This window comes from uncultured Ellagibacter sp. (assembly GCF_934636505.1).
GTDB lineage: Bacteria > Actinomycetota > Coriobacteriia > Coriobacteriales > Eggerthellaceae > Ellagibacter.
Genome location: NZ_CAKUAL010000010.1, coordinates 18,174 through 38,919, shown reverse-complemented (window position 1 = coordinate 38,919; position 20,746 = coordinate 18,174). Strand labels below are relative to the sequence as shown.

Below are 20,746 nucleotides of genomic sequence, written 5' to 3'. Positions count from 1 at the left end.
AGGGTTTTCTGCATAAGCGGCATTGTACGCTATGCGGACCCGGCGCGCGCTGGCGGATCGCCGGCCCGCTGCGGACGGCGAATTGCGTCGCGAAGCGATACAATGCACGGGATGACTTATGGATACTGAAACCGCCCGAAAACTGTGCGACATAACCTCAACTTTCTACCGCGGGAACGCCCCGTCGTTCTCGTCGACCCGCCGCGCTTCGTGGGCGGGTTGGAGGCGCTGCCTCGACGAGATGGGGATCGGCGCTGAGCCGTCGTCGGATGCGAGTGCGGCTTTCCCAAAGGGTGCGCTTCTCGAAGGCGCCGCTTTCGCCGCTGGCCAAATTCCTCGCGATCCGCTGCGTGTGCTCGATGTGGCGTGCGGCAACGGGCGCTTCCTTCGCTTTCTGCAAGAGGCGCTGCCCGGTGCGGCGATAGCCTACTTCGCGGTGGACGATTGCGAGCAGCTTGCGCGCGATGGGCTCGCAAGCGATGCCGACAACGTTGCCTTCCAGAAGCTTAATATCGCAAACTCGCTGATAGACGCTTCGATTGAGCGCGCAATCGAAGCGCCGCCTGTCGATATGGCGGTGTGCTTCGGATTCTTCCACCACATTCCTGGTGCCGATTCGCGGGCGGCGCTTCTGCGGGCGCTCGTCAAGAGCGTGCGTCCCGGCGGGCACGTGGCGGTGTCGCTTTGGCAGTTCGCGAAGAGTCCCGAGCTTGCAGCAAAGGCAGTAGAAACGACGGCGAAAGCTCGCGTGGAGTATGGGCTGCCCGCGCTCGATGAGGGCGATTACCTGCTTGGATGGCAGAACAGGCAGCATGCATACCGCTATTGCCACACCTTCTCGGATGGGGAAGTGGCCGACCTCTCTCGTGCCGTCGACGGCTGGGCAAGCCTTGTTGCTCGGTTCGAAGCGGACGGCCGGACGGGCACCCTGAACAGCTATCTTGTGTTTCGCCGTCGGGCTTAACCGTTGTCATGACCTATGCTCCGCGGCCAATCGCGGACTTGGCATCGAGAATGCGGGGTTTCTCGTTTAGTAGCCAAAAGGTGCTTTGCTAGCTGCGATACTCGCAGTTCAGCGGGCGATTCTTCCACGGTTCCGTTTGACAGGCTCGCTGGATTCCCAGCTTGTGGTGGTCGCTGGCCCGTCGGCGACGGACTCGTCGAGGGCGGAGTCGGCGGCAGCAGCAGCGGCGCCGCCTCCCTTGTCGCCAAGCTGAGTTGCCGCGATGGAGGCGAAGATGAGCACGAATCCCAACGCCATTCTCGGCGTGAGCGCCTCGCCGAAGAATGCCACGCTGAACAGGGCGCAGAACACGCTTTCAAGCGAGCAGAGCAGGCCCGCCTCGGAAGGGGACACATGTGCCTGTGCTGTGTTCTGCGCCACGGCTCCAAAGGCCGCCGAGAGGACAGCAACATAGGCCATGGCGCCGATGAACTCGGGAGTGGTCACCTGCGCCGCCGTTGGCATGGGCTGCGTGGTCAAAGCGAGCAGCAGGGCCAAGATACCGCTGGTGAATTGCTGGACGACGGTGGTGGTCAGGATATCGTTGTCGCGCATGACCAGACCGATGATCACGATTTCGGCGCCGTAGAGGAACGCCGAGAGAATGCTTATGCCGTCTCCCAGGCTGATGGAGAAGCCGTCGGTCAATGACACCATCCCGATGCCAATGGCGCATATTGCCGCGGAGATAAACACTTTGGCGGACGGGCGGCGGTGCGAGACCACCCACCAGATGAACGGCACAGTAAGGCAATAACATGCGCTCAAAAAGGCGTTCTTCGATGGTGTCGTCATACCCAGGCCCAGAAACTGAGTCCAGAACCCGAGGAACGTGGCCACGCCTATGATCATGCCCGCCTTCAGCGTCTTTCGACAGAAATTTCGCTTGATATGGGGAAATAAAATGATGAGCAAAACGATGCCCGCCCCAAAGAAACGGATGGCGGTGAACCAGGTGGCGCCAACGGTGGCGATGGCGCTTTTGCCGATCACGAAGCCGAGGCCCCAGATGGCGGCGGCCGTGGCGAGGATGAGTCGATAAACGTTCGTCGGATATGGTTTGTCGAGGATGCTCATAATTGCTTGTGCTCCTGGCAACTCGGAGAAATGATACGGCTAGCATGGAACTAGGATGCCAGCCACCTCTTCAATTGAGCTTGCGAAATGAACTCCCTGCCGCTTGCGCGGCGAGGAGACCCCATATTTCCCGTGCGGTTGAAGAGGGTATGTGGGCTATCGTAGAAGCCATTCGAATTGAACATTATGCACGGTGCGCCCAGAGGTTCAAGTGATATGAGGGAAATGACCTTGCTCGTGCCGTTTACGACAGGATTGGCTTTGTCGCATGGTTCGAGGCGGGCGGCGGGACGGGCACCCCGAACAGTTTCTCGTGTTTCGCTGCCTCTGAGGAGCGAGACCCTTAGTTGACCACCGCCCAAGCACTCGAGGAGGGAAGGCTCTGGGGTGCGGGAATCGACGTGTTCGAGGACGAGCCGATTGATTTCACGCACCCGATCATGCGTGCGCCGCATACAGTGCTCACCTCGCATGCGGCGTATTGGTCGGAGGAATCGGGTCGGGAGCTTCGCGAGCGAACGATGCAAAGCGCCATCGACGTCGTATGCGGGCGCCGTCCAGCCGATTGCTTGAATGCCGACGTTTTCGATAGGCTATCATAGGGCCGTGCCCGCCCAGCTCGCGACGTCGCGTGCTGCGGGCCCTAACCTCCGTCGCGCTGGAATCCTCCAACGCCTTGAGCCTGCATAAGGAAAGGATGTCCTATGAACGTGGTTTGCTTGGATTTGGAAGGTGTGCTTGTCCCCGAGATTTGGATCGCGTTCGCCAAGGCGAGCGGCATTCCCGAGCTTGAGCGAACGACGCGCGACGAGCCCGACTACGACAAGCTCATGAACTTCCGCCTGGACATCCTGCGCGAGCATGGACTTGGCCTGGCCGAGATCCAAGACGTGATCGCCACAATCGACCCAATGGAGGGCGCCCGCGAGTTCCTCGATGCGCTGCGCGAGAAGACGCAGGTCATCATCATCTCCGACACCTTTGAACAGTTTGCGCAGCCGCTGATGCGCAAACTCGGCTGGCCCACCATCTTCTGCAACTCGCTCGAGGTGGCAGAGGACGGCGCCATCACCGGTTACAAGATGCGCTGCGACCAGACGAAGCTCACGACCGTTCGCGCGCTGCAGAGCTGCGGGATGGAGACCATCGCTGCGGGAGATTCGTACAATGACCTGGGAATGATTCGCGCAAGCAAGGCGGGCTGGCTGTTCAAGGGCGCGCCGTCGACGAAGGCCGAGAACCCCGATGTCCCCACGCTCGAGGAGTACGACGAGCTGCTCGCCGCGATCGAGGCTGCGCTGTAGGAAGCCACCAAGGTCCATCGGTGCGAAAGCGGCATTTGGCGACGCGTTTGCACCGATGGACCATCGTATTCTCTAGTTCTTGGGCTGCGGAGGCTGCGGGGGGCTCCCATGCGCGCTATTCAGCCACGTGCAGGTCAAGCTCCTGGATATACGAGCCGTTCTCGTCCGATTCGAGCACAGCATACGCAACGGCCGGCGTGACGTTCACGCCGCGCAGAAACTCCAGATAGCGCAAGGGAAAGGTTGTCGAGTCCTCCTCATCGCTGTCGACCATCGTATCGCAGCCCGCCGTGGCGAGCACGGGGCGCGCCACCTCGCGGTCGGGGCCGAACACCTTTGCCGTCTTCAGGAAGAAGTCCCCCTCGTCGAAGGTGAAGCAGGGGTGCACGTGCGCGGCGCGCTCGTTTCGCTGCCGCATCTCGCTTCGATGCTTGTTATCGAGCGAGCAGTAGTGCATGCCAAACGAGAACCCCTGGTCGTGTGCCCATATCATCAGCGAGAGCGCAAGCTGCTCGCTGCCGGCGATGGGAAGGCCGCCCGAGTAGCCGTAGTCGTACATCACGTCGAAGGGCGGGTTGCGCACGACAAGGCCGCGACGCGCGAACTCGTCCCAGCTGTGGAAGGGGAAGCAGAACTCGAGCATGTTGATCCCGCGGATGCCGATCTCCTCGAAGCTCGCGAGCAGCTCTTTCATGCGCGCCTCGGTGCCGGGGATGATGGGCATCTCCACCATGACGTCGGGAATGTAGCGCTTCGCCAGGCGCATCGCGTCGAGTACGCGCTCCTGCATGGGCTCGGGGTCGAAGTCCTTCACGCTGAAGCGGATCTCTTGCAGCCCCGCGTCACGCAGCGTTCGCGCCATGTCCCCCGTCAGCAGGTCGCCCGAGGTATACATGCGCTTGTGCGCCTCGGGGAAAAGCTCGCGCGCGCGGTTGAGAAACGCGATTGACGCGTCGAAGCTCAAAAGCGGCTCGCCTCCCGTGAGCCCGATGACGGCGAGGCCGTTTTTGTAGGTTTCAGCGGCGCGGGCGAGGCCCTCTTCCCATGGGCAGCCCTCGCGGACGAACTTGTCGTAGTCCGCCTGGTTGTGGTTGAAGCAGAAGTAGCAGTCGCGGTGGCACTTGAACGTGGTGGAAAACGTTTCGGAGCCTTTGTTTCCCGTGCACTCGATGCACGCTTTCGAGATCCAGCCCATGCGGATCGATGCGCCCGCGTTGCGGAACTCGGCGCCCCGTTTCTCAAGCTCGCCGCGCAGCTGGGCGATCTCGGCATCGGATGATCCTCCGGGGGCGAATTCCACGCCATGCTCGGCGAGCGCGCGAAGGTAGGTCTCGCGGACCTCGTCGTAGTGGCGCAGTGCCGCGCGAAGGGAATCGTTGCCTGCCAGGGTGCCTGCGTTCATGAAGTCACATCCAAGTCGTCGTCCGGTTGCATCTGTCTTGCGATTATAGCCGACCTTGCTCGCTTGCGCCCTTCCCGATAATTTGACGTCTTCTGAGACAACTTTGGGACGGGCAAATGTCATAATCGACGTGATTTTTGTAACGAACGCTAGTTTACCTGGGGAAACAAAGAAGTATAATCATTATGGTAACTGAGGTATAAAAGGGAGGGTGTCCCGTGGCGGCCAATTTGCAAAAACTCAAGCTCCTCTACATCGCGCAGATGCTCGTGGAGGAGACCGACGCTGTCGCCGGCTTGACCATGGCGCAGATTCTCGAACGCCTCGAGGCTCACGGTATCACGGCGGAGCGCAAGTCGGTCTATCGCGACATCGAGTCGCTGCGGGAGTTCGGCCTCGATATCCAGACGTTTCAGCGGGCACCGCTCGAGTATGCCCTCGTCACGCGATCTATCGAGCTCGACGATCTGATGCTTATCGTGGACGCCGTGCAAAGCTCGCGCCATTTGACGCAGCGCAAGTCCGATGCGCTCGTCCGCTCGATCAAACGCCTTGCGCCCAAGCGCGAGCGCGACTTGCTCGACCGTCACCTTTCCGTGAGCGGGCGCATCAAAATTCAGGGTGATTCGCTGCTCTACAACGTTGACCACATCCTGGAGGCGATCGCGGGCAAGCGCAAGGTGTCGTTCCGCTATTTCAGCTACAACGCCGCGAAAGAGAAGGTCATGCGCCGCAGCGGCGAGCGCTACGTGGAGACGCCTGTGGAAATCATCGTGAACCAAGGCGTGTACTACCTGGTCACTTACAATCCTGAAACCGACACCTTCGAGGGCTTTCGCGTCGGGCGCATGGATTATGTGGAAGTCTCCGAGGAGCGGGCGGCGAAGGTTCCCCGTCAAAGCGATTTCTCGGTCGAGCGGCTCGACAATGCGGTCGTCGGTGCGGCTGGCGGTGCGTTCGTCGACGCGACGCTTATCGCCGATGGCCATGCCATGAACGCCGTCGTCGACCGCTTCGGACGCGACGTCGCCTCCACCGACCTCGGTGACGGCACGGCGCGCATCGAGGCCCGGGTTGAAGAGGGCCCTGCGTTTTACGGATGGCTTGTCCGGTGCAACGGCACGGTCCGCATCGAGGGGCCGGAGTCGCTCGCGGAGAGCTACAAGCAGTATCTGCGTGCCATTCTTGAGCAGTGTTAGCATCATTCGGCTGCGCTGCGCTACACTTCGAAGAACTGAATGCGAATTCGCGGTGACTGAGTCGGGCGGGCCAGCAGGTCCGCCCGTTTTGTCGCGCGGGCGAACCTGTACGAGGAGCGATTTTTGTCTGAACGAACCAACGACGGCGTATCTGTCCACGTCACGACCCCCGAGAGCGAGGTCGCGCAGCTTGCCGACGCATCCCGCGCGCATGAGCCTGGAGAGCTCGGCGCGCTTGCCTGCAAGCTCTACGATGAGAACCCTAACCTTACGGAGGAAGAAGCCTACGAGGCGTTCATCGGCTGGGTCGAATCGCGCGGCATCGAGCTGTGGCCCCATCAGGAAGAGGCCCTCATGTCCATCATGGTCGGCGATCACGTGATCTTGGGAACGCCGACCGGCTCGGGCAAGTCGCTCGTCGCGCTCGGCATGCACTTCATCGCGATGTGCTTCGGCGAGCGCTCCTACTACACGGCGCCCATCAAGGCGCTTGTAAGCGAGAAGTTCTTCAACCTGGTGGACATCTTAGGCCGCGAGAACGTGGGCATGATCACGGGAGATGTGCACATCAACACGTCGGCCCCGGTCATCTGCTGCACGGAGGAGATCCTCGCAAATCAGGCGCTCGCCGAGGGAAAGGACGCCCCCATAGAGAGCGTCGCCATGGACGAGTTCCACTTTTTCTCCGACTCCGATCGCGGTTGGGCTTGGCAGGTGCCGCTGCTTGCGCTTCCCAATGTGCAGTTTCTGCTGATGAGCGCCACACTTGGCGACGTTGACCAGATTGCAGGGCTGCTCGAGCGCCAGACGGGCAAGGACGTCTCCCGCATCATCGACGCGCCGCGCCCGGTTCCGCTTTCCTACGAGTACGCGCTCACGTCGCTTGAAGGCACGGTCGAGCTCGCGCTGCGAAAAGGGGAGGGTCCGCTCTACATCGTCCACTTCTCGCAGGACGCGGCGCTCTCGAGCGCGTCGGCGCTGGCGAGCTACGGCGTGGCGACGAAGGAACAGCGTGAGGCGGTGAAGGAGGCCATGAAGGGCGCGCGATTCACCACGGCGTTCGGCAAGACGTTGAAGCGCCTGCTCGGCTGCGGCGTCGGCGTGCATCACGCAGGAATGCTGCCCCGTTATCGCTTGCTGGTGGAAAAGCTCGCCCAACAGGGCGTTCTCCCCGTCATCTGCGGAACCGACACGCTCGGCGTGGGCATCAACGTGCCCATCCACACCGTCGTGCTCACCGCGCTCACGAAGTTCGACGGCCACAAGATGCGCCGCCTGCGCTCGCGCGAGTTCCACCAGATCGCGGGGCGCGCGGGACGATCGGGCTTCGACACCGAAGGCGTGGTCATCGCCGAGGCGCCCGAGCACGAGATCGAGAACCACAAGGCCGAGGTGAAGGCCGCAGGCGATGCGAAGAAGCTCCGAAAGATCAAGAAGAAGAAACCGCCCGAGAACTTCGTCAACTGGAACGAGGACACCTTCAACCGCCTGGTGGAATCGGTTCCCGAGAAGCTCACGCCCCGCATGCGCATCACCCACTCGATGGTGCTTGCCGAGGTAGAGCAGGGGGGCGACGCCCGCGCCCGCGTGGAGGAGCTCATTGCCGACTCGCTGCAAACCGACGAGGAGAAGGTGGCGCTCTCGCAGCGTGCCGACGAGGTGTTCGCCACGCTCATCGCCGCGGGCGTGGTGGTGAAAGAGGATCTGCCCGACGGGGGCGCAAGCTACTACGTGACGGTCGATCTTCCTGAAGACTTTGCGCTTGACCAGCCGCTTTCTCCCTTCTTGCTCGCGGCTTTGGAACTTTTGGACCCTGAAGACGACGACTATGCGCTCAATGTGGTGTCGATGGTCGAGGCGACGCTTGAGGACCCGCGCCAGGTGCTGCGTGCCCAAGAGCGCCGCGCGCGCGACCGCGCCATGGCTGAGATGAAGATGGACGGCGTGGAATACGAGGAGCGCCTCGAGCGTATCGCGGACGTGACCTACGAAAAGCCGCTTGAGGACTTGCTCGACGCCGCCTTCGACAAATACTGCGAGGGCGTGCCGTGGGCGCGCGACTTCTGCCTGCGCCCGAAGTCGGTGCTGCGCGACATGCTGGAGAGCGCCGCGGACTTCAAGGGGTATATCCAGAAGCTGGGGATCACGCGCTACGAGGGCGCGCTTCTCAGGTATCTGTCCGAGGCGTTTCGCGCCCTCGACCGCACGGTTCCCGAGGGCAAGCGCGACGAGCGGCTTGAGGACATCGTCGCTTGGCTGGGACTTGTCGTGCGCTCGGTCGACTCGAGTTTGGTCGACGAGTGGGAGAACGCGGGCGCCGCGCTCGATGCTGCGCCGCCTTCGCCCGAGGACGAGCCGGTGGTGCGCGATCGTCGCGGGCTTACTGTTCTTGTGCGTAACGCCCTGTTCAGCCGCGTGCGTGCGGCGGCGCACCGCGACGTTGCGACGCTTGGCGAGATGGATGCGGACTGGGGCTTCGGCGAGCGCGCCTGGGCTGTGGCACTCGACGAGTTCTACGACGCCCACGAAGAGGTGCTCCTCGATGCGGATGCGCGCTCGAAAGCTTACCTTGTGCTCGATGAGTCCGACGAGGAATCGGCCCACGTGTGGCATGTGCGCCAGATTTTCCACGATGCGGAAGGCGACAGCGACTTCGCGATAGCGGCCGACGTCGACCTGGACGCCACGCAGGCTGGCGATGGGGTGGTGTTTGCGAACTACCGCGTAGGGTTCGCCGAGGACTTAGGGGAATAGGAAGGCGCGCCGTCGGTAAGAGGCGGTGGGCCGGCAGTGTTGCGTGTCTGGCTCGGCCCCATCATCCTCCGCTGCGCTTGGCTCGACCCCAAGCGCAGCGGATTCGCGAGTCGCCGCCTCGTGTCGTGTGATGCGGTCGAACTGGCTGATTCTTGTATTCTGGCGGTGTCAAGAACCGGCTGATTTTTGTTATGCGCAGGTAGATGGCCTGAAGGAAAGGGAACGTCACCTGTATTCATATACCCTCAGAGGGTATATGAATACTGTGTGACGATGTCTTGCCCAACGGTTTTCTCTCGCTAACTTCTCGTGTACACTGCCGAAAGTATCAAAGGGAAAACTTCTTGCTTATCCAAGAAGCGAAGGCTTTCGGAGGAGCTGCTGTATGAACGCACCAACCTTGATTATCATCATCGTTATCGCAATCCTTATGGTCTTCGCGCTTCGCCGCGCTTACCGCGTATTCTCACTCAAGGATGACTGCTGCGGCGGCGGTTCGAAAACCCCCAAGGCGAAAAAGGTCGCTGCTGTCACGGTGGAAGACGCCGACGAAGCGAACTATCCCTATTCGCTTGACGTGAAAGTTAAGGGGATGACCTGCGAAAAATGCGTCGAACGCGTGCAGAACGCCCTCAATGCGCAGCCGGGAACGTGGGCGACAGTCGACCTGGCGTCGGGCACGGCGCACATCTTGGCGAAATCCCCCATCGTCCGCGACGCCGTCGAGCGAGCGGTGGAGGACGCGGGATATTACGTGTCGCATCGTAATTAGCCTTCTCAGTATTATGCTGTTTGCATTTTTATCTTGTCGCGAGGGGCGAGCTTTGCGATAATCCATCCGCGAAAAATGTCGAAGGGTGGGGAATTGAGCGAAGTAGAACAAGAAGATAACTCGCGCAAAAAGAAGCGGCGCGTCGTCATTCTGATACTGCTCCTTCTGCTGCTTCTTTCCATCGGCAGCTGCGCGATGTGGCAATTCGCCCAACCTAAGGCTGACCCCGGCGCGACCGTGCAAACCCACGAGGGCAAAAGCGACGAAGAAGTTATTGCCGAGCTCAACCGTCAGGCGGAGGAGTCGCGCATGACGATTTCCGTGTCGGCGAAGCCCAAGCTGGCCGATGGGAAGGTGCGCGTGAACGTTTCGAACGTAGCGGAAAACAAGTTCTCGCAAACGTTCACCCTTTCGCAGGATGGCATCGAGTTGTACAACTCCGGGCTTATCGCCCCCGGCGAGGTCGTCGAATGGTGCGAAGCGCCGGATGCGCACGAGGGATCGGCGACCGTGACCGTGCAGGGCTGCGACCCCGAGACCGGCGCGCCGTCGGGCAACCCCCAGTCCGTTGCCGTCACCATCGTCGCAGCCGACTTAAGCGAGAGCCAGTAAGGCCAGCTAATAGCGCAGTTCGGCATCAGCAAGGCACCAAGCTGCCGGCATCTTCGGCGGCAGAAAGCAAACAATGAGGCGGGAAGGGCCCGCTTCGCACAAGAAAGGAGTCCTTTCGTGGACGCAACCAGCAACCGCGGCCTCAAGGCGCGCGTGGGTGCGCTGGCCGTATGCCTCGTCATGGCTACTGCTATCGCAACCCCCGCACTCGCTTTCGCAGATGGCACCACCTCTCAGTCGACGGACGTCACCATCCAGTCCGTGACCCCCGACCCCGATGGCGACAACCTGTCGTTCTCGGTTCCGACGAAGATCCCCTTCGTCGCCAAGACTGACGGCACGATGCTGGCCCCCTCTGCGGACACCCTGCAGATTCAGAACAAGTCGGTCTTCCCGATCCATGTGGTGAACATGGCCGTCACCGAGCAGTCGCCGTTTAAGCTCGTCGCCGACGTGACGGTGGGCACCGCCGCGAACGCCTTCCAGTTCACGGTCAACGGCTTGCAGGCCGCCGAGTCCGTCGACACCTCCGCCCTTGCGGCATGGAACATGGGCTACGCCACTTCCGCAAACGATACAATCTCCCTCGACATCACCGACGCGAAGATCGCGCGCGTGACCGCCGACATCTCGGCGCCCCAAAAGGCTGCGACCATCACCTGGACCGTCGCTTCCGGCGCTGCGCAGTAGCAAATAGCCCCATCACATGTGTCACGTGCGGGCAATAACGGGAATATGGCATGCCGCCGCGGTCTTATGTGCGGCGGCATTCGCGCTGGCATGGTGCCTCGCCTCTCCGTTTGCGCCCGCATACGCTGACGAGGGCGGGGCTGGCGCGTCCGCAGACGACGATACGATCGTGGTGACCATGCCCACGACCGTGCCGTGCGCGCTGCTCTCCGACGGGACGGTCGCGACGCCGACTTCGTGGAAGGTGGAGAACTCGGGAAGTATCCCGGCGCGTCTTGCCATGGCCACGGCGACTACCGCCTACGACGGCATATCAATCTCGGCGAAGGCGGGCGGCTCGACGCTGCTCGACTACTCAGGAGGCTTCGCATCCTACGACCCGACGCTGATCGTCCCCGCGAAGGGGTCGCTTGACGTGAGCTGGGCGGTGTCCCCGATCGATCCCGCCGCGCACGCCGACCTGTTCGAGCAAGCAGCCCAACACCCCGTGACGTTGCTTTCGGTGTCGTTTCTCTTCTGCGCTCAGTCGACGGAGCCGAGTGCCTCGGATTCCGTCCCGTTTGCTGTATATTCCGAAGACGACGCCTCGCTCACCTTCTACAAGCGTCGCGCCCTGCCCGCCGAGGGAAGCATGTTCGAGGGCAAGACGGCGACGGCGGTGTACGCAAATATCGAGAACACGAAGAGCACCCCGCCGTGGAAGGGCATCGCGCGCAAGATTGAGCGCGTCGCGGTCGTCGACGACGGCGTCGCCCCGCAAACGATGTACGCGTGGTTTTTCGAGTGCAACAATCTTTTGTCGGTCAACCTGTCCAAGCTCGACACGTCGAAGACGACGAGCTTAGGGTATGCCTTCTCAAGGTGCAAATCGCTCACCGACCTCGACCTTTCCGCTCTCGACACAAGATCTGTCAGGTCGTTTGCCGACGTGTTTCAGGATTGCTTGTCGCTTCGGACACTGAACCTTACGGGCTGGGACACGTCGAGCGGCAAAGACTTCAGGCAGATGTTCTATTGCTGTGCCGCCCTTGAGGAGCTCGATGTTTCGTCGTTCAATACGTCCAGTGCAACCACGTTCGAGCAGATGTTCTACGGGTGCCGCTCGCTTAGGTCCCTTGATTTGTCGCACTTCGACACGAGCAACGCGACCACCTTCGCGTCGATGTTCTACAACTGCGCCTCGCTTGTCACCCTCGACGTGTCAATGTTCAACACCGCCGCCGCTACCGACCTCTCCCAGGTCTTTTACGGGTGCAAGTCTTTGAACGAGCTCGATTTGTCGAGGGCGTCGACCGCCAAGGTGCAGACGTTTTACGGGATGTTCTCGGGCTGCTCGGGGCTTAAGCGGATCGACCTTTCGCTTCTCGACACGTCGTCTGCGGTCAACCTGAGCTATCTGTTCGCTGATTGCTCAAAGCTCGAAGCGGTGAATTTCGCTGGAATCGACACGTCGTCCGTCGTCGACTTCAATCATATGTTCTCGGGATGCAGCTCGCTTGCTTCGCTCGATCTGTCCTCATTCGATACGGCGGCGGCGAACAGTCTGAGTTACCTCTTCTTCGGCTGTTCCTCTCTTCGGGCGCTCGATCTGTCCTCGTTCGACACATCGAATGTGGAGACCATGGTGTACCTGTTCGAGGGATGTTCGAAGCTTGCAGAGGTGACGCTCGGCGAGTCGTTTGCCTGGGTTGGTTCCAAGTGCTTTCTGCCGCAGCCGAGCGCTGCGGACATCCCTGGAGCGGACGGCCTGTGGCATGCTGCATCGGACGGTGCCGCCTATCGGCCTTCTGCCGTGCCGGGCAACAAGGCGGACACATATCGTGCAGTTGCGTCTGGTGGGGAAGGCGACGCCGCGGAAGATGGTGCGGGCACTGCGGAAGATGCGAGCAATGCGGGACGCGCGGGCTCTGAGAGCGCTGCGGACGCCGCGGGCGGTGCGAGCACCCCGAATAGCGAAAACCACGCCATCGCCGCGGAAGGCATGGCGGCAGCTGCGCGCGAAGACTACATGACCGCGCTTGCGATGGCGAACCCGATCGCCGCGGCGCCGAGGGTGCTCGCGTAAGTCGCGGCAAGGTATCCTGCGCCGAGTGCGCGCTTGCCGCCCAGGACAAGCTCCACCGCCTCGTAGTTCATGGTCGACAGGGTGGAGAACCCGCCGAGAAATCCCATGGTCGCCGCGAGGTAGAGAACCTCGTTAAGATCAGCCTGAACCGCCAAGGCAATTCCCGCTAAAGTGCACGAGCAGATGTTGATGATGAGCGTCGCTGCGGGGAAATCCCCATGCGTGCGTGCTTTGAGAAAGCCCGTCGCCTTGCTGCGGCAAAGCGCTCCTAAGGCACCGCCGAATCCTACGGCGACAAGCAGAAGAGGACTCATCGTTTGCCTCCCTCGTCTTCGGGGGAGGAATCCTCCGCAGTTGGGTTATCCTCGCAATGCTGGACCCACTCCTGTGCGAAGGCGTTTCGCGCCTGGCCTTTCGCCCTGTCGGCTTCTCGCATAGCCCTTGCTCGGCGTGCGGCATGAACCCGGTGGATGGCCTCGCGGCGCCGTTCGATGCGTGCAAGGCGCCATGCGTCGAGACCGCGGCATGCGGCGTGCCCCGCAAGCGAGGCGAGAAACGTCGTCGCAAGTGTGGCGGTGACGTAGGCTGCCCACAGGCCGACCTCTCCTGCCTGCAGAAACGCGAGACACTCGGTCGAGAACGCCGATATTGTGGTGAAGGCGCCCACAAGCCCCACGCCGAGCGACTTCACGAGAGCACCCGGCAGGTGCATGCGACGCCCCACGTACTGGTTCACCAGTTCCAGCACGAAGCAGCCGAAGATGTTGATGACGAGCGTTCCCGCAGGAAAGCCGCCGTTTGCGGGCAGCGCACATTCCAGAAGATAGCGAAGCGAGGCACCGATGAATCCCATGACCAGGATCAACGGCGTGAGTGCTCCCTTGCGGCGCAGCAGCTTTTGCGCGCGGGCGGCGGTGTGCGTTTGGGCGGTCATTACACGAGGCGGCCGATCATCCGCGTGACGAGCGCAGCGCACTGACGCGCCGCCTGGGCCTCGAAGGTGGGGTAGTCGATGTAATCGGTGCCGTCCGCTTTGTCGGAGATTGCGCGCACGATGGCGAAGGGAACGCGGTTCAGCCAGCAGACCTGGGCAATCGCCGCGCCTTCCATCTCGCAACAGCTTGCGTCGAACGTGTCGGCGATGCGGTTTTTGTCGGCGTCCTCGCGCACGAAGACATCGCCCGAGGCCACGCGGCCTTCCCAGGTTTGGATGCCGAGCTCGGCTGCGGCGTCCACCGCGGCGCGTCGGAGCGCCTCGTCGGCGGGGAAGGCGAGTGTGGACAGCCCCGGCGTTTGCCCTGGGGCGTAGCCTAGGTTCCCCACATCCATCAGGTGGTTCACGGCGTCGGTCGCCACCACGATATCCCCGATGTCGATCGAGGCGTCAAGCGATCCCGCGACGCCCGTGTTCACCACACCGCGTACGGCGAAGCGGTCGATGAGCAGCTGCGTGTGGGCGGCTGCGTTCACCATGCCGACGTCGCACTGTGCGACGACGACGGGCACGCCCGATAAGGTGCCGGTGAAAAACGAAAGCTGCCCGGTGTGGGAGGCCTCGACCGTGCCCTCCGCAGCCATGCTCTCTTTCAGCAGCTCAACTTCGACGTCCATTGCGCCGATGATGCCGATAGGGTTCTCCATCGATATGTCCTAGTCCAGAAGCGCCGGATAATGCGTGTGCGCGTCGTCGAGCACGGAAAGTGTGTCGGCCACGTAGCGGCGTGCCCACCATTTCGCCTGAGCCAGGTCGGAATCGTGGTAGTTGCCGCATTCTTCGGGCTTTGCGCCGGGGATTTCGCCCTCGAAGTCGCGAGCGAACTCGAACAGGCGAAGCACGAGGTCTGCCACGTCGGTGGGTTCATAGGCGCCGAACAGCACAAGGTAGAACCCGGTGCGGCAGCCCATGGGGCCGAAGTAGATCACGCGGTCCTTCCATTCCGCATCGTTGCGCAGGAAGGTGGCGCCGAGGTGCTCGATCGCGTGCACGGCGGCGGTGTCCATCACCGGCTCGCGGTTCGGCGCTGTCATGCGCAGGTCGAAAGTGGTGGTCACACACCCGGTCTTCTCGTCGGCGTCGCTGCGCGATACGTAGACGCCGGGCTCGAGCTTGGTATGGTCGACGGAAAAGCTTGCGATTCGTTCCATGAATTGGCTCCTTTGAAGGTTGTTATAGTTGGAAGGATATACGATTCGCCGATGCGCGCAAGCGTGCTAATCGCTATCGGTGTTGTTGGGCATGGCACGGGGGCGAATCGTTTTGGGGTCCTGGGCTGTTTGCTGGCTTTGATTTGCGGGGCTGGGATGCTGATTCGTCGTGCGCTTCCGCCTTTTGGACAGTGGCCGACTCAATGAAAGATGAGACTCATGTCCCAATAATTGTTCACCGAGAGGCTTCGCCCTTCGATTTTCTCGTTAGCTCCTGTATCCTTAACGCACGACAATAGGTTGGCAACAACAAGGAGGGGCGTATGAAAACCAGTTCACAGACGGCATTGAAGGTTCTGTCGATTATCGGCATCGTTGTGGGGGCGATTATCGCGGTTCTCGGAATTGTGCTCACCGTGGGCGCCAACGGTTTCGCCGTGTCCCAGGCGAGTTCTTCTGGTGCCGGCGTTGCGGTATTGGGCACGATCGGCGGTGTGGTCCTTATCGTGGCCGGCGCCTTCGATATCGTTGTCGGCGCATTCGGCGTGCGCGGTGCAAACGACCCGTCGAAGATCGGCGTGTTCTGGGTGCTGTGCATCATCGGCATCGTGTTCAACGCGCTCGGCCTCATCATGGAGGCGACCGGTTCGGGCATCAGCGCCAGCAGCCTGATCGGCACCCTGTTCGTGGTCGTCCTATTCATCCTCGCGAACAACATCAAGAAGCAGGCATAAAGCCGCGTTTGCCATATCCGGAAGACGAGGTCTTTAATGGAAGCCCGCGGGCGGCAATGCTGCAAGCGGGCTTCACTTCGTTTCGGGGGCTAAAGGCGTGGATCGTGAGTCTCGCAGCGACAAATAATTACAACCGCGCTTTCGCCTTCTTGCATAGTTGTGCAATAGGTTCCTCCATGTGCGATCTGAGCTCTTTTGCGGATGGGGCGGACGCAGTGCCCTTCAAGTGGTCGAACACTTCTGCAAGCTTAGCGGGAATGATGTCGGCATAGAGCGACATCAGCTCGGCGCAGCCTTCGGGGGTGATACCGACATCGTCCAAACGGGACTGCCTTACGAGCTTGCTCAGGTTGTTGGCCGTGATGCATCCAGCTCGGTTTTCTCCGCCTATCGACATAGCGAGTTTCGGTGGCTTTGTCTTCCACGTGTTGGGCTTTATGTAGGGAGCGATTGAAGCGACATCGTACATGGGTGCCAGCCGATGCCCCCCATTTGCTTCGAGCATGATGGAATAATTCTTCGCGTGGGCATCGGTCGCGGCGATGAGGTAATTGAAAAAGAGCATTTGCAGAAAACCCGCTATGTTGTTTTGGGCCGCATCGCCGGTCGACTTCAAAAGCTCAAGGACGTCGGCGCAGCTAGGGCCGCCAGAATCGGTGTATTTGTTTTCCGGCAGGCATCCGAGCGCCTGACAGAGGTCTTCCTGATGCAACCGCTTCACGACGTTGTTGCTGGTTAGACGATCGTATCGCTCGATTACTATCGCGGGCTCGATTCCCCCTGCGCCTTCAAACTCATGGTACTCGACTTGGGCAGTGTTGACTCCGCAGGCTGCGGCAAGGCGCATGCATACATACTCGTTTAGGGCTTGATGGGAAAGTCCCCTTACGCCGCTTTTGAGAATGTGCGTGGTTGCTGCCGCGCCTTCGCAGGAGAACCATTTGCCGCCCTGTCTTCTGAGCGCGAATTTGCTCTGTTGGCCGCCAAGGCTCCAATGCTCGTTATTCGCGAGCCATCCAGAGCCTTCCTCGCGGCCAGCTGAAAGCCTCCGCGCGATTTCTGCATTGTCGATGGGGACGAGCTTCTCCTCTCGCGCCGCATTCTCGCCTGGCGGGCAGAATTGAACGGCACCGGGGCAGTCCAGGCCGATGATGCCCAAGAGTGCAAAAGGGTTGTTCGGTGAAACTTCTGCATTCGCAGCAACAGCTTTTCGCGCGGCCTGGTCTTCGGGAAGAAGGCCCCAGAGATACGGTCGTACGGTTTTGTCGCGATAGGTTCGGGTCGACAAGGGCATTGCTGACGAGAGCGGTACGCCGCGGTATCCCTGAAGATAGGCGAACGAAAGCTGGCCGGAGTCGTCTTGCGAGAGCATGCCAGCGTGCTCTCCCGAAATCAGCACGTCCAATTCTTCGAGCATCATTTTGCCTTTCCTGTGAGAATCGCTAGGGCGTCGAAGCTGTTATCGCAATGCGGAGAGGCGTCGGTCGGCTTCGCGCCCAGTTCTACCTTTTGGGCCTTGAAACACGGAGGATCGCCTTTGTCTATTCGCAGGTCTAGCCCGAGCACTCCCAACACGGCAGTCAATTTGTCCAGTTGAACGCCAGGATTTTGACCCAGTTCCAGCGACCACAGACATCGCTTCGAGACTCCTGCTGCCTCGGCTACCTGCGCCTGGGTCAAACCGAGTTCTGCTCGGCGGTCCTTAATCGCATAGCCGATTTCAAGTGCGTCTATCACCAGCATTTCCTCTCGTTTGTCTGCGAAAAATGATGCATTCGCATAATTTTGCGACAATAATAACTCGCAAAATTATGCGAGTCAATAATTTCGCATCATTTTGCGAATTGGATAGAGCGCTCACGCCTGTCGCGCCTCGTGTCGGCTTCGCCCGCCGCGCTCCGCATCGGCTTCTACCTGCCCGTTGACGCCATGGTGGAGTTCTACTTCGAGAACTGGGACGCGTTCAACTGCTTCTATGCGTCGGAGGAGTTCAAGCGCCTCTCCGCACACGGTGCGGGCTTCATCGGCTCCATCGATACGTACCTCGTGCAGTCGCACACCGTCGTCGAACACCCCTCCGACGGCGGCTATTGGCTGAAAAGGTTTTGCGACTCTGTCCGGGGTCACAAGGAGAAAGCGGGCCTCGTGCCCGCTTTTTGTGACCCTCCGCCATGGACAAAGAATGACAGCCTGCGCAGCAGGGGAGCTCAAAGGAGTCCGCGCATCATGGGGAGCCCGTGCAGCTCTCGCTGTTCGACCTCGCCTAGCCTTCTTGAGGGAGTAATTTAATTGCAAGGGGAAGAGTGCCCCCTCATGCGGGGGTATTGTCTGGTGCATGTATTTAGACATGAGATAGATAAAGCACTAAAATAGCTATTCGACCTGCTTTGATTTGATTTATTAATAGCCAGAAATATAAACGAAAAACTGAGCAGCATCCATGCGCCTTACAATCGGGCCAGCGTTACAAGCCAGATGAGGTGAGGAGTCGCTATGGAGGCGAATCGAGGGGAGTTTAAAACCAACTGGAAGGAAGCGCAGCTGATGGGTCCCACACAGGATGACCCAACGGGTCGCGAATGGACATGGGAGGAGGACGGGTATACCGTTATTCGCTCGAACGCGCGATCGGGCCCAGGCTGCCACGACAACTGCGGCATTCTTATGTACGTGAAGGATGGTGTGCTCGAAAAAATCGAGGGCGATCCGGAAAACCCGTACAACCAGGGCCGTCTTTGCCCGCGTTGTTTGGCGTTCAAGGAGATGCTGTATCACAAAGACCGCCTGCGATACCCGATGAAACGAGCTAAGGAAGACAGGGGAAAGAACACCTTCGAGCGCATCACCTGGGATGAAGCGTATGACATCATCGAGCGCGAAATGAAGGCTGTCATCGAAAAGTACGGTCCCGAATCGATTTGGGTGACGCAAGGCACGGGTCGTGACATCAACGGCTATGGAAAGCTTATGGCGCTGTGCCTGGGGACTCCGAATTATGGTACGGGTTTTCTTTCGGGGCAGGCTTGTTACGCACCACGCATGTTCTCGACCTCGCTTAAAGCGGGCGGTTTGTTTATCTGCGATTACTCCCAGTTCTTCGCTGATCGTTATGATAATCCGGCGTGGGAACCGCCTGGATGCATCCTCGTGTGGGGCAACAACCCCGTTGTCGCTAACTCTGACGGAACGCTTGGCCACTGGGTAGTTGAATGCATGAAACGCGGGAGCAAGCTTATTGTCGTCGACCCGAAACTAACCTGGTTGGCTGGTAAGGCTGATGTATGGCTTCAGGTTCGTCCGGGTACGGACACGGCGCTTGTACTCGCACTCTGCAATATCATCATTGAGAATGACTTGCAAGATAAGGAATTCATCGATTTATGGTGCTATGGCTACGATGAGTTCGCCGAGAATGTGAAGAAGTATCCTGCGTCGTTTGCTGCAAAGACGTGTGGCGTGGACGAGGATTTGGTCGTCGAAGCAGCTCTTGAAATCGGCCACGCGAAATCGGCATGCTTGCAATGGGGCGTTGCGATGGACCACACATCAGAGGGATTCATTACAGGCATGGCGTGCTTCGATCTTATGGCTCTTACGGGTAACTTTGAGAAGCCTGGCTCGATGGTTGCCGCAAATCCTGTGTGGGACATGAGCGTAACGTGGCTTCCGCGTGAATGGGTGTGGGATGGATGCCATAAACCGCTGGAGCATCCCGAGCTCACCATGAACGACAAGTACCCTGCGCTCAATGCAATTGCTGCTATCAGTCCCGATATGCTGCTTGAAGCCATGGAAACGGGCGAGCCGTACCCGATCAAGGCGATGTTCATGATGCAAAACAATGCCATCGCTTGCATGGGCGCACAGCCGCAGCGCATCTTGCCCGCTCTTCAGAAGATGGATTTCAACGTAGTGGTCGATTTGTTCTTGACGCCGACGGCGCTCGCTTGTGCTGATGTCTTGCTCCCTGCAGCGTGTTTTGCGGAGCGTATTGGTATCACGGGACATCAGCCTTATGCGTTGGGCGCAATTGCCCAAGCTGTCGAACCTCTTGGCGAATGTAAGTCCGATCAGCGCATCATTTACGAAGCGGGCGGACGCTTTCAGGGCGAAGAGTACAAAAAATGGGACAGTGAAGAGGGAATGTACGACTATCTGCTTCGCAACACGGGCCTTACTTACGAGTCTCTTCGCGAGCGCACCTGGCTCTATCCGGAATTCGAGTATTACAAGTACAAGTCGGGCAAATTGCGTCCCGATGGTACGGTCGGCTTCGCCACGAAGACGGGACGATATAATTTCTACTGCCCAGAGATGACATATTTCGGTCTTTCTCCCTTGGCTGACTACGAAGAGCCGCCCGAAAGTCCGATTTCCCGTCCCGATCTGGCAGAAAAATACCCGCTTGTTCTTACCACTGGCGCTCGTTCCTGGGGTTTCTTCCATTCTGAGCACAGGCAAAGCCCGTCTATGCGCAAAATACACCCGGAACCGACGGTGCTCATCCATCCCGAAACGGCCGAAAAGTACGGCATTACCGATGGCGACTGGGTGAAGATTGAGAACAATTACGGTTCGTGTAAACAGAAGGCGAAGCTTTCTATCCGTATTCGAAAGGATACTGTTTCTGCTGATCATGCCTGGTGGTTCCCTGAGCGTGATCCGAACGACGGTACGCTGTTCGGCGTCATGGAATGCAATATCAACAAGCTTATTCCCATGCGTCCCGGCAAGGTGGGCTTGGGCGCGTCATACAAATCGCAGTTGTGCAGCATCGCAAAGGCGGAGGGGTGATTACCATGAGGCAAGTTCTTGTTGTTGACTATGAGTATTGTTCAGGATGCCATACATGTGAAATTGCATGTCAGCAGGAACATGGGATGGATCCTGATAAGTACGGCATCAAGCTTACGCAAATCGGCCCTGATGAAATAAAGCCACGGAAATGGCAATTCGAATTCTTGCCTATTCCCACAGATCGCTGCGACA

The 20,746-nt window shown here is 59.9% G+C and carries 20 protein-coding genes; 12 read left to right on the top strand and 8 right to left on the bottom strand.

What is annotated here, in order from left to right:
- The first annotated feature begins 118 nt into the window (after positions 1–118).
- Entirely contained in the window at positions 119–964 is an 846-nt protein-coding gene (locus tag Q0G18_RS02395; RefSeq protein WP_297149188.1) for a class I SAM-dependent methyltransferase, read from the top strand.
- Positions 965–1,072: 108 nt separating this feature from the next.
- On the opposite strand, the gene Q0G18_RS02390 is transcribed toward Q0G18_RS02395, so the two are convergent.
- Positions 1,073–2,080, bottom strand: coding sequence for a DMT family transporter (locus Q0G18_RS02390; protein ID WP_297149186.1), 1,008 nt, complete (start codon positions 2,078–2,080; stop codon positions 1,073–1,075).
- Between the two features lie 347 nt (positions 2,081–2,427).
- On the opposite strand from Q0G18_RS02390, the gene Q0G18_RS02385 reads away from it, so the two are divergent.
- Both Q0G18_RS02385 and thrH read left to right on the top strand, forming a co-directional pair.
- Entirely contained in the window at positions 2,428–2,682 is a 255-nt protein-coding gene (locus Q0G18_RS02385; protein WP_297149184.1) for an NAD(P)-dependent oxidoreductase, read from the top strand.
- A 102-nt stretch (positions 2,683–2,784) separates the two neighbouring features.
- The gene (gene thrH / locus Q0G18_RS02380) at positions 2,785–3,384 is read left to right on the top strand and encodes a bifunctional phosphoserine phosphatase/homoserine phosphotransferase ThrH (protein WP_297149182.1); all 600 of its coding nucleotides are present in this window, start codon (positions 2,785–2,787) and stop codon (positions 3,382–3,384) included.
- A gap of 115 nt (positions 3,385–3,499) precedes the next feature.
- On the opposite strand, the gene Q0G18_RS02375 is transcribed toward thrH, so the two are convergent.
- On the bottom strand, positions 3,500–4,786 hold the full coding sequence (locus Q0G18_RS02375; protein WP_297149180.1) for a radical SAM protein: 1,287 nt from the start codon (positions 4,784–4,786) through the stop codon (positions 3,500–3,502).
- Between the two features lie 218 nt (positions 4,787–5,004).
- Between Q0G18_RS02375 and Q0G18_RS02370 the strand changes: the two genes are divergently transcribed.
- The 6 genes from Q0G18_RS02370 (at position 5,005) to Q0G18_RS02345 (ending at position 12,878) form a co-directional block, all read left to right on the top strand.
- Complete coding sequence (locus Q0G18_RS02370; RefSeq protein WP_297149178.1) at positions 5,005–5,985, top strand: WYL domain-containing protein; 981 nt, start codon at positions 5,005–5,007, stop codon at positions 5,983–5,985.
- A 123-nt stretch (positions 5,986–6,108) separates the two neighbouring features.
- Positions 6,109–8,739, top strand: a complete 2,631-nt coding sequence (locus tag Q0G18_RS02365; protein ID WP_297149176.1) for an RNA helicase — start codon at positions 6,109–6,111, stop codon at positions 8,737–8,739.
- Between the two features lie 385 nt (positions 8,740–9,124).
- Positions 9,125–9,511 carry a heavy metal-associated domain-containing protein gene (locus tag Q0G18_RS02360; protein ID WP_297149174.1) on the top strand — a complete coding sequence of 129 codons (387 nt, stop codon included), beginning with the start codon at positions 9,125–9,127 and terminating at the stop codon, positions 9,509–9,511.
- Between the two features lie 93 nt (positions 9,512–9,604).
- On the top strand, positions 9,605–10,123 hold the full coding sequence (locus tag Q0G18_RS02355) for a hypothetical protein (protein ID WP_297149173.1): 519 nt from the start codon (positions 9,605–9,607) through the stop codon (positions 10,121–10,123).
- 117 nt (positions 10,124–10,240) lie between these two features.
- Complete coding sequence (locus tag Q0G18_RS02350; RefSeq protein ID WP_297149171.1) at positions 10,241–10,813, top strand: hypothetical protein; 573 nt, start codon at positions 10,241–10,243, stop codon at positions 10,811–10,813.
- Between the two features lie 16 nt (positions 10,814–10,829).
- On the top strand, positions 10,830–12,878 hold the full coding sequence (locus tag Q0G18_RS02345; RefSeq protein ID WP_297149169.1) for a BspA family leucine-rich repeat surface protein: 2,049 nt from the start codon (positions 10,830–10,832) through the stop codon (positions 12,876–12,878).
- Here Q0G18_RS02345 and Q0G18_RS02340 read toward each other — a convergent pair.
- The 4 genes from Q0G18_RS02340 to Q0G18_RS02325 are packed head-to-tail and all read right to left on the bottom strand — an operon-like array spanning position 12,818 to position 15,023.
- A complete protein-coding gene (locus Q0G18_RS02340) occupies positions 12,818–13,192 on the bottom strand; it encodes a CrcB family protein (protein WP_296062815.1) in 375 nt (124 codons plus the stop codon). The two genes, Q0G18_RS02345 and Q0G18_RS02340, sit on opposite strands and share 61 nt — an antisense overlap.
- A complete protein-coding gene (locus Q0G18_RS02335; protein WP_297149167.1) occupies positions 13,189–13,812 on the bottom strand; it encodes a CrcB family protein in 624 nt (207 codons plus the stop codon). The genes Q0G18_RS02340 and Q0G18_RS02335 overlap by 4 nt, the downstream gene beginning before the upstream one ends.
- A complete protein-coding gene (locus Q0G18_RS02330; protein ID WP_297149165.1) occupies positions 13,812–14,519 on the bottom strand; it encodes a 5'-methylthioadenosine/adenosylhomocysteine nucleosidase in 708 nt (235 codons plus the stop codon). The genes Q0G18_RS02335 and Q0G18_RS02330 overlap by 1 nt, the downstream gene beginning before the upstream one ends.
- Positions 14,520–14,528: 9 nt before the next feature.
- Positions 14,529–15,023, bottom strand: coding sequence for an S-ribosylhomocysteine lyase (locus Q0G18_RS02325; RefSeq protein WP_296062807.1), 495 nt, complete (start codon positions 15,021–15,023; stop codon positions 14,529–14,531).
- A gap of 323 nt (positions 15,024–15,346) precedes the next feature.
- On the opposite strand from Q0G18_RS02325, the gene Q0G18_RS02320 reads away from it, so the two are divergent.
- Positions 15,347–15,757 carry a hypothetical protein gene (locus Q0G18_RS02320; RefSeq protein WP_297149162.1) on the top strand — a complete coding sequence of 137 codons (411 nt, stop codon included), beginning with the start codon at positions 15,347–15,349 and terminating at the stop codon, positions 15,755–15,757.
- Between the two features lie 127 nt (positions 15,758–15,884).
- Here Q0G18_RS02320 and Q0G18_RS02315 read toward each other — a convergent pair whose 3' ends face one another.
- Together Q0G18_RS02315 and Q0G18_RS02310 are read right to left on the bottom strand one after the other, a co-directional pair.
- Entirely contained in the window at positions 15,885–17,174 is a 1,290-nt protein-coding gene (locus Q0G18_RS02315; RefSeq protein ID WP_297149160.1) for a type II toxin-antitoxin system HipA family toxin, read from the bottom strand.
- A complete protein-coding gene (locus Q0G18_RS02310; protein ID WP_297149158.1) occupies positions 17,174–17,500 on the bottom strand; it encodes a helix-turn-helix domain-containing protein in 327 nt (108 codons plus the stop codon). Before Q0G18_RS02310 ends, Q0G18_RS02315 begins: the two co-directional genes overlap by 1 nt.
- A 132-nt stretch (positions 17,501–17,632) precedes the next feature.
- On the opposite strand from Q0G18_RS02310, the gene Q0G18_RS02305 reads away from it, so the two are divergent.
- Both Q0G18_RS02305 and Q0G18_RS02300 read left to right on the top strand, forming a co-directional pair.
- The gene (locus Q0G18_RS02305; RefSeq protein ID WP_297149156.1) at positions 17,633–18,046 is read left to right on the top strand and encodes an EthD domain-containing protein; all 414 of its coding nucleotides are present in this window, start codon (positions 17,633–17,635) and stop codon (positions 18,044–18,046) included.
- Between the two features lie 204 nt (positions 18,047–18,250).
- Positions 18,251–20,551 carry a molybdopterin-dependent oxidoreductase gene (locus Q0G18_RS02300; protein ID WP_297149155.1) on the top strand — a complete coding sequence of 767 codons (2,301 nt, stop codon included), beginning with the start codon at positions 18,251–18,253 and terminating at the stop codon, positions 20,549–20,551.
- Positions 20,552–20,746: the final 195 nt, after the last annotated feature.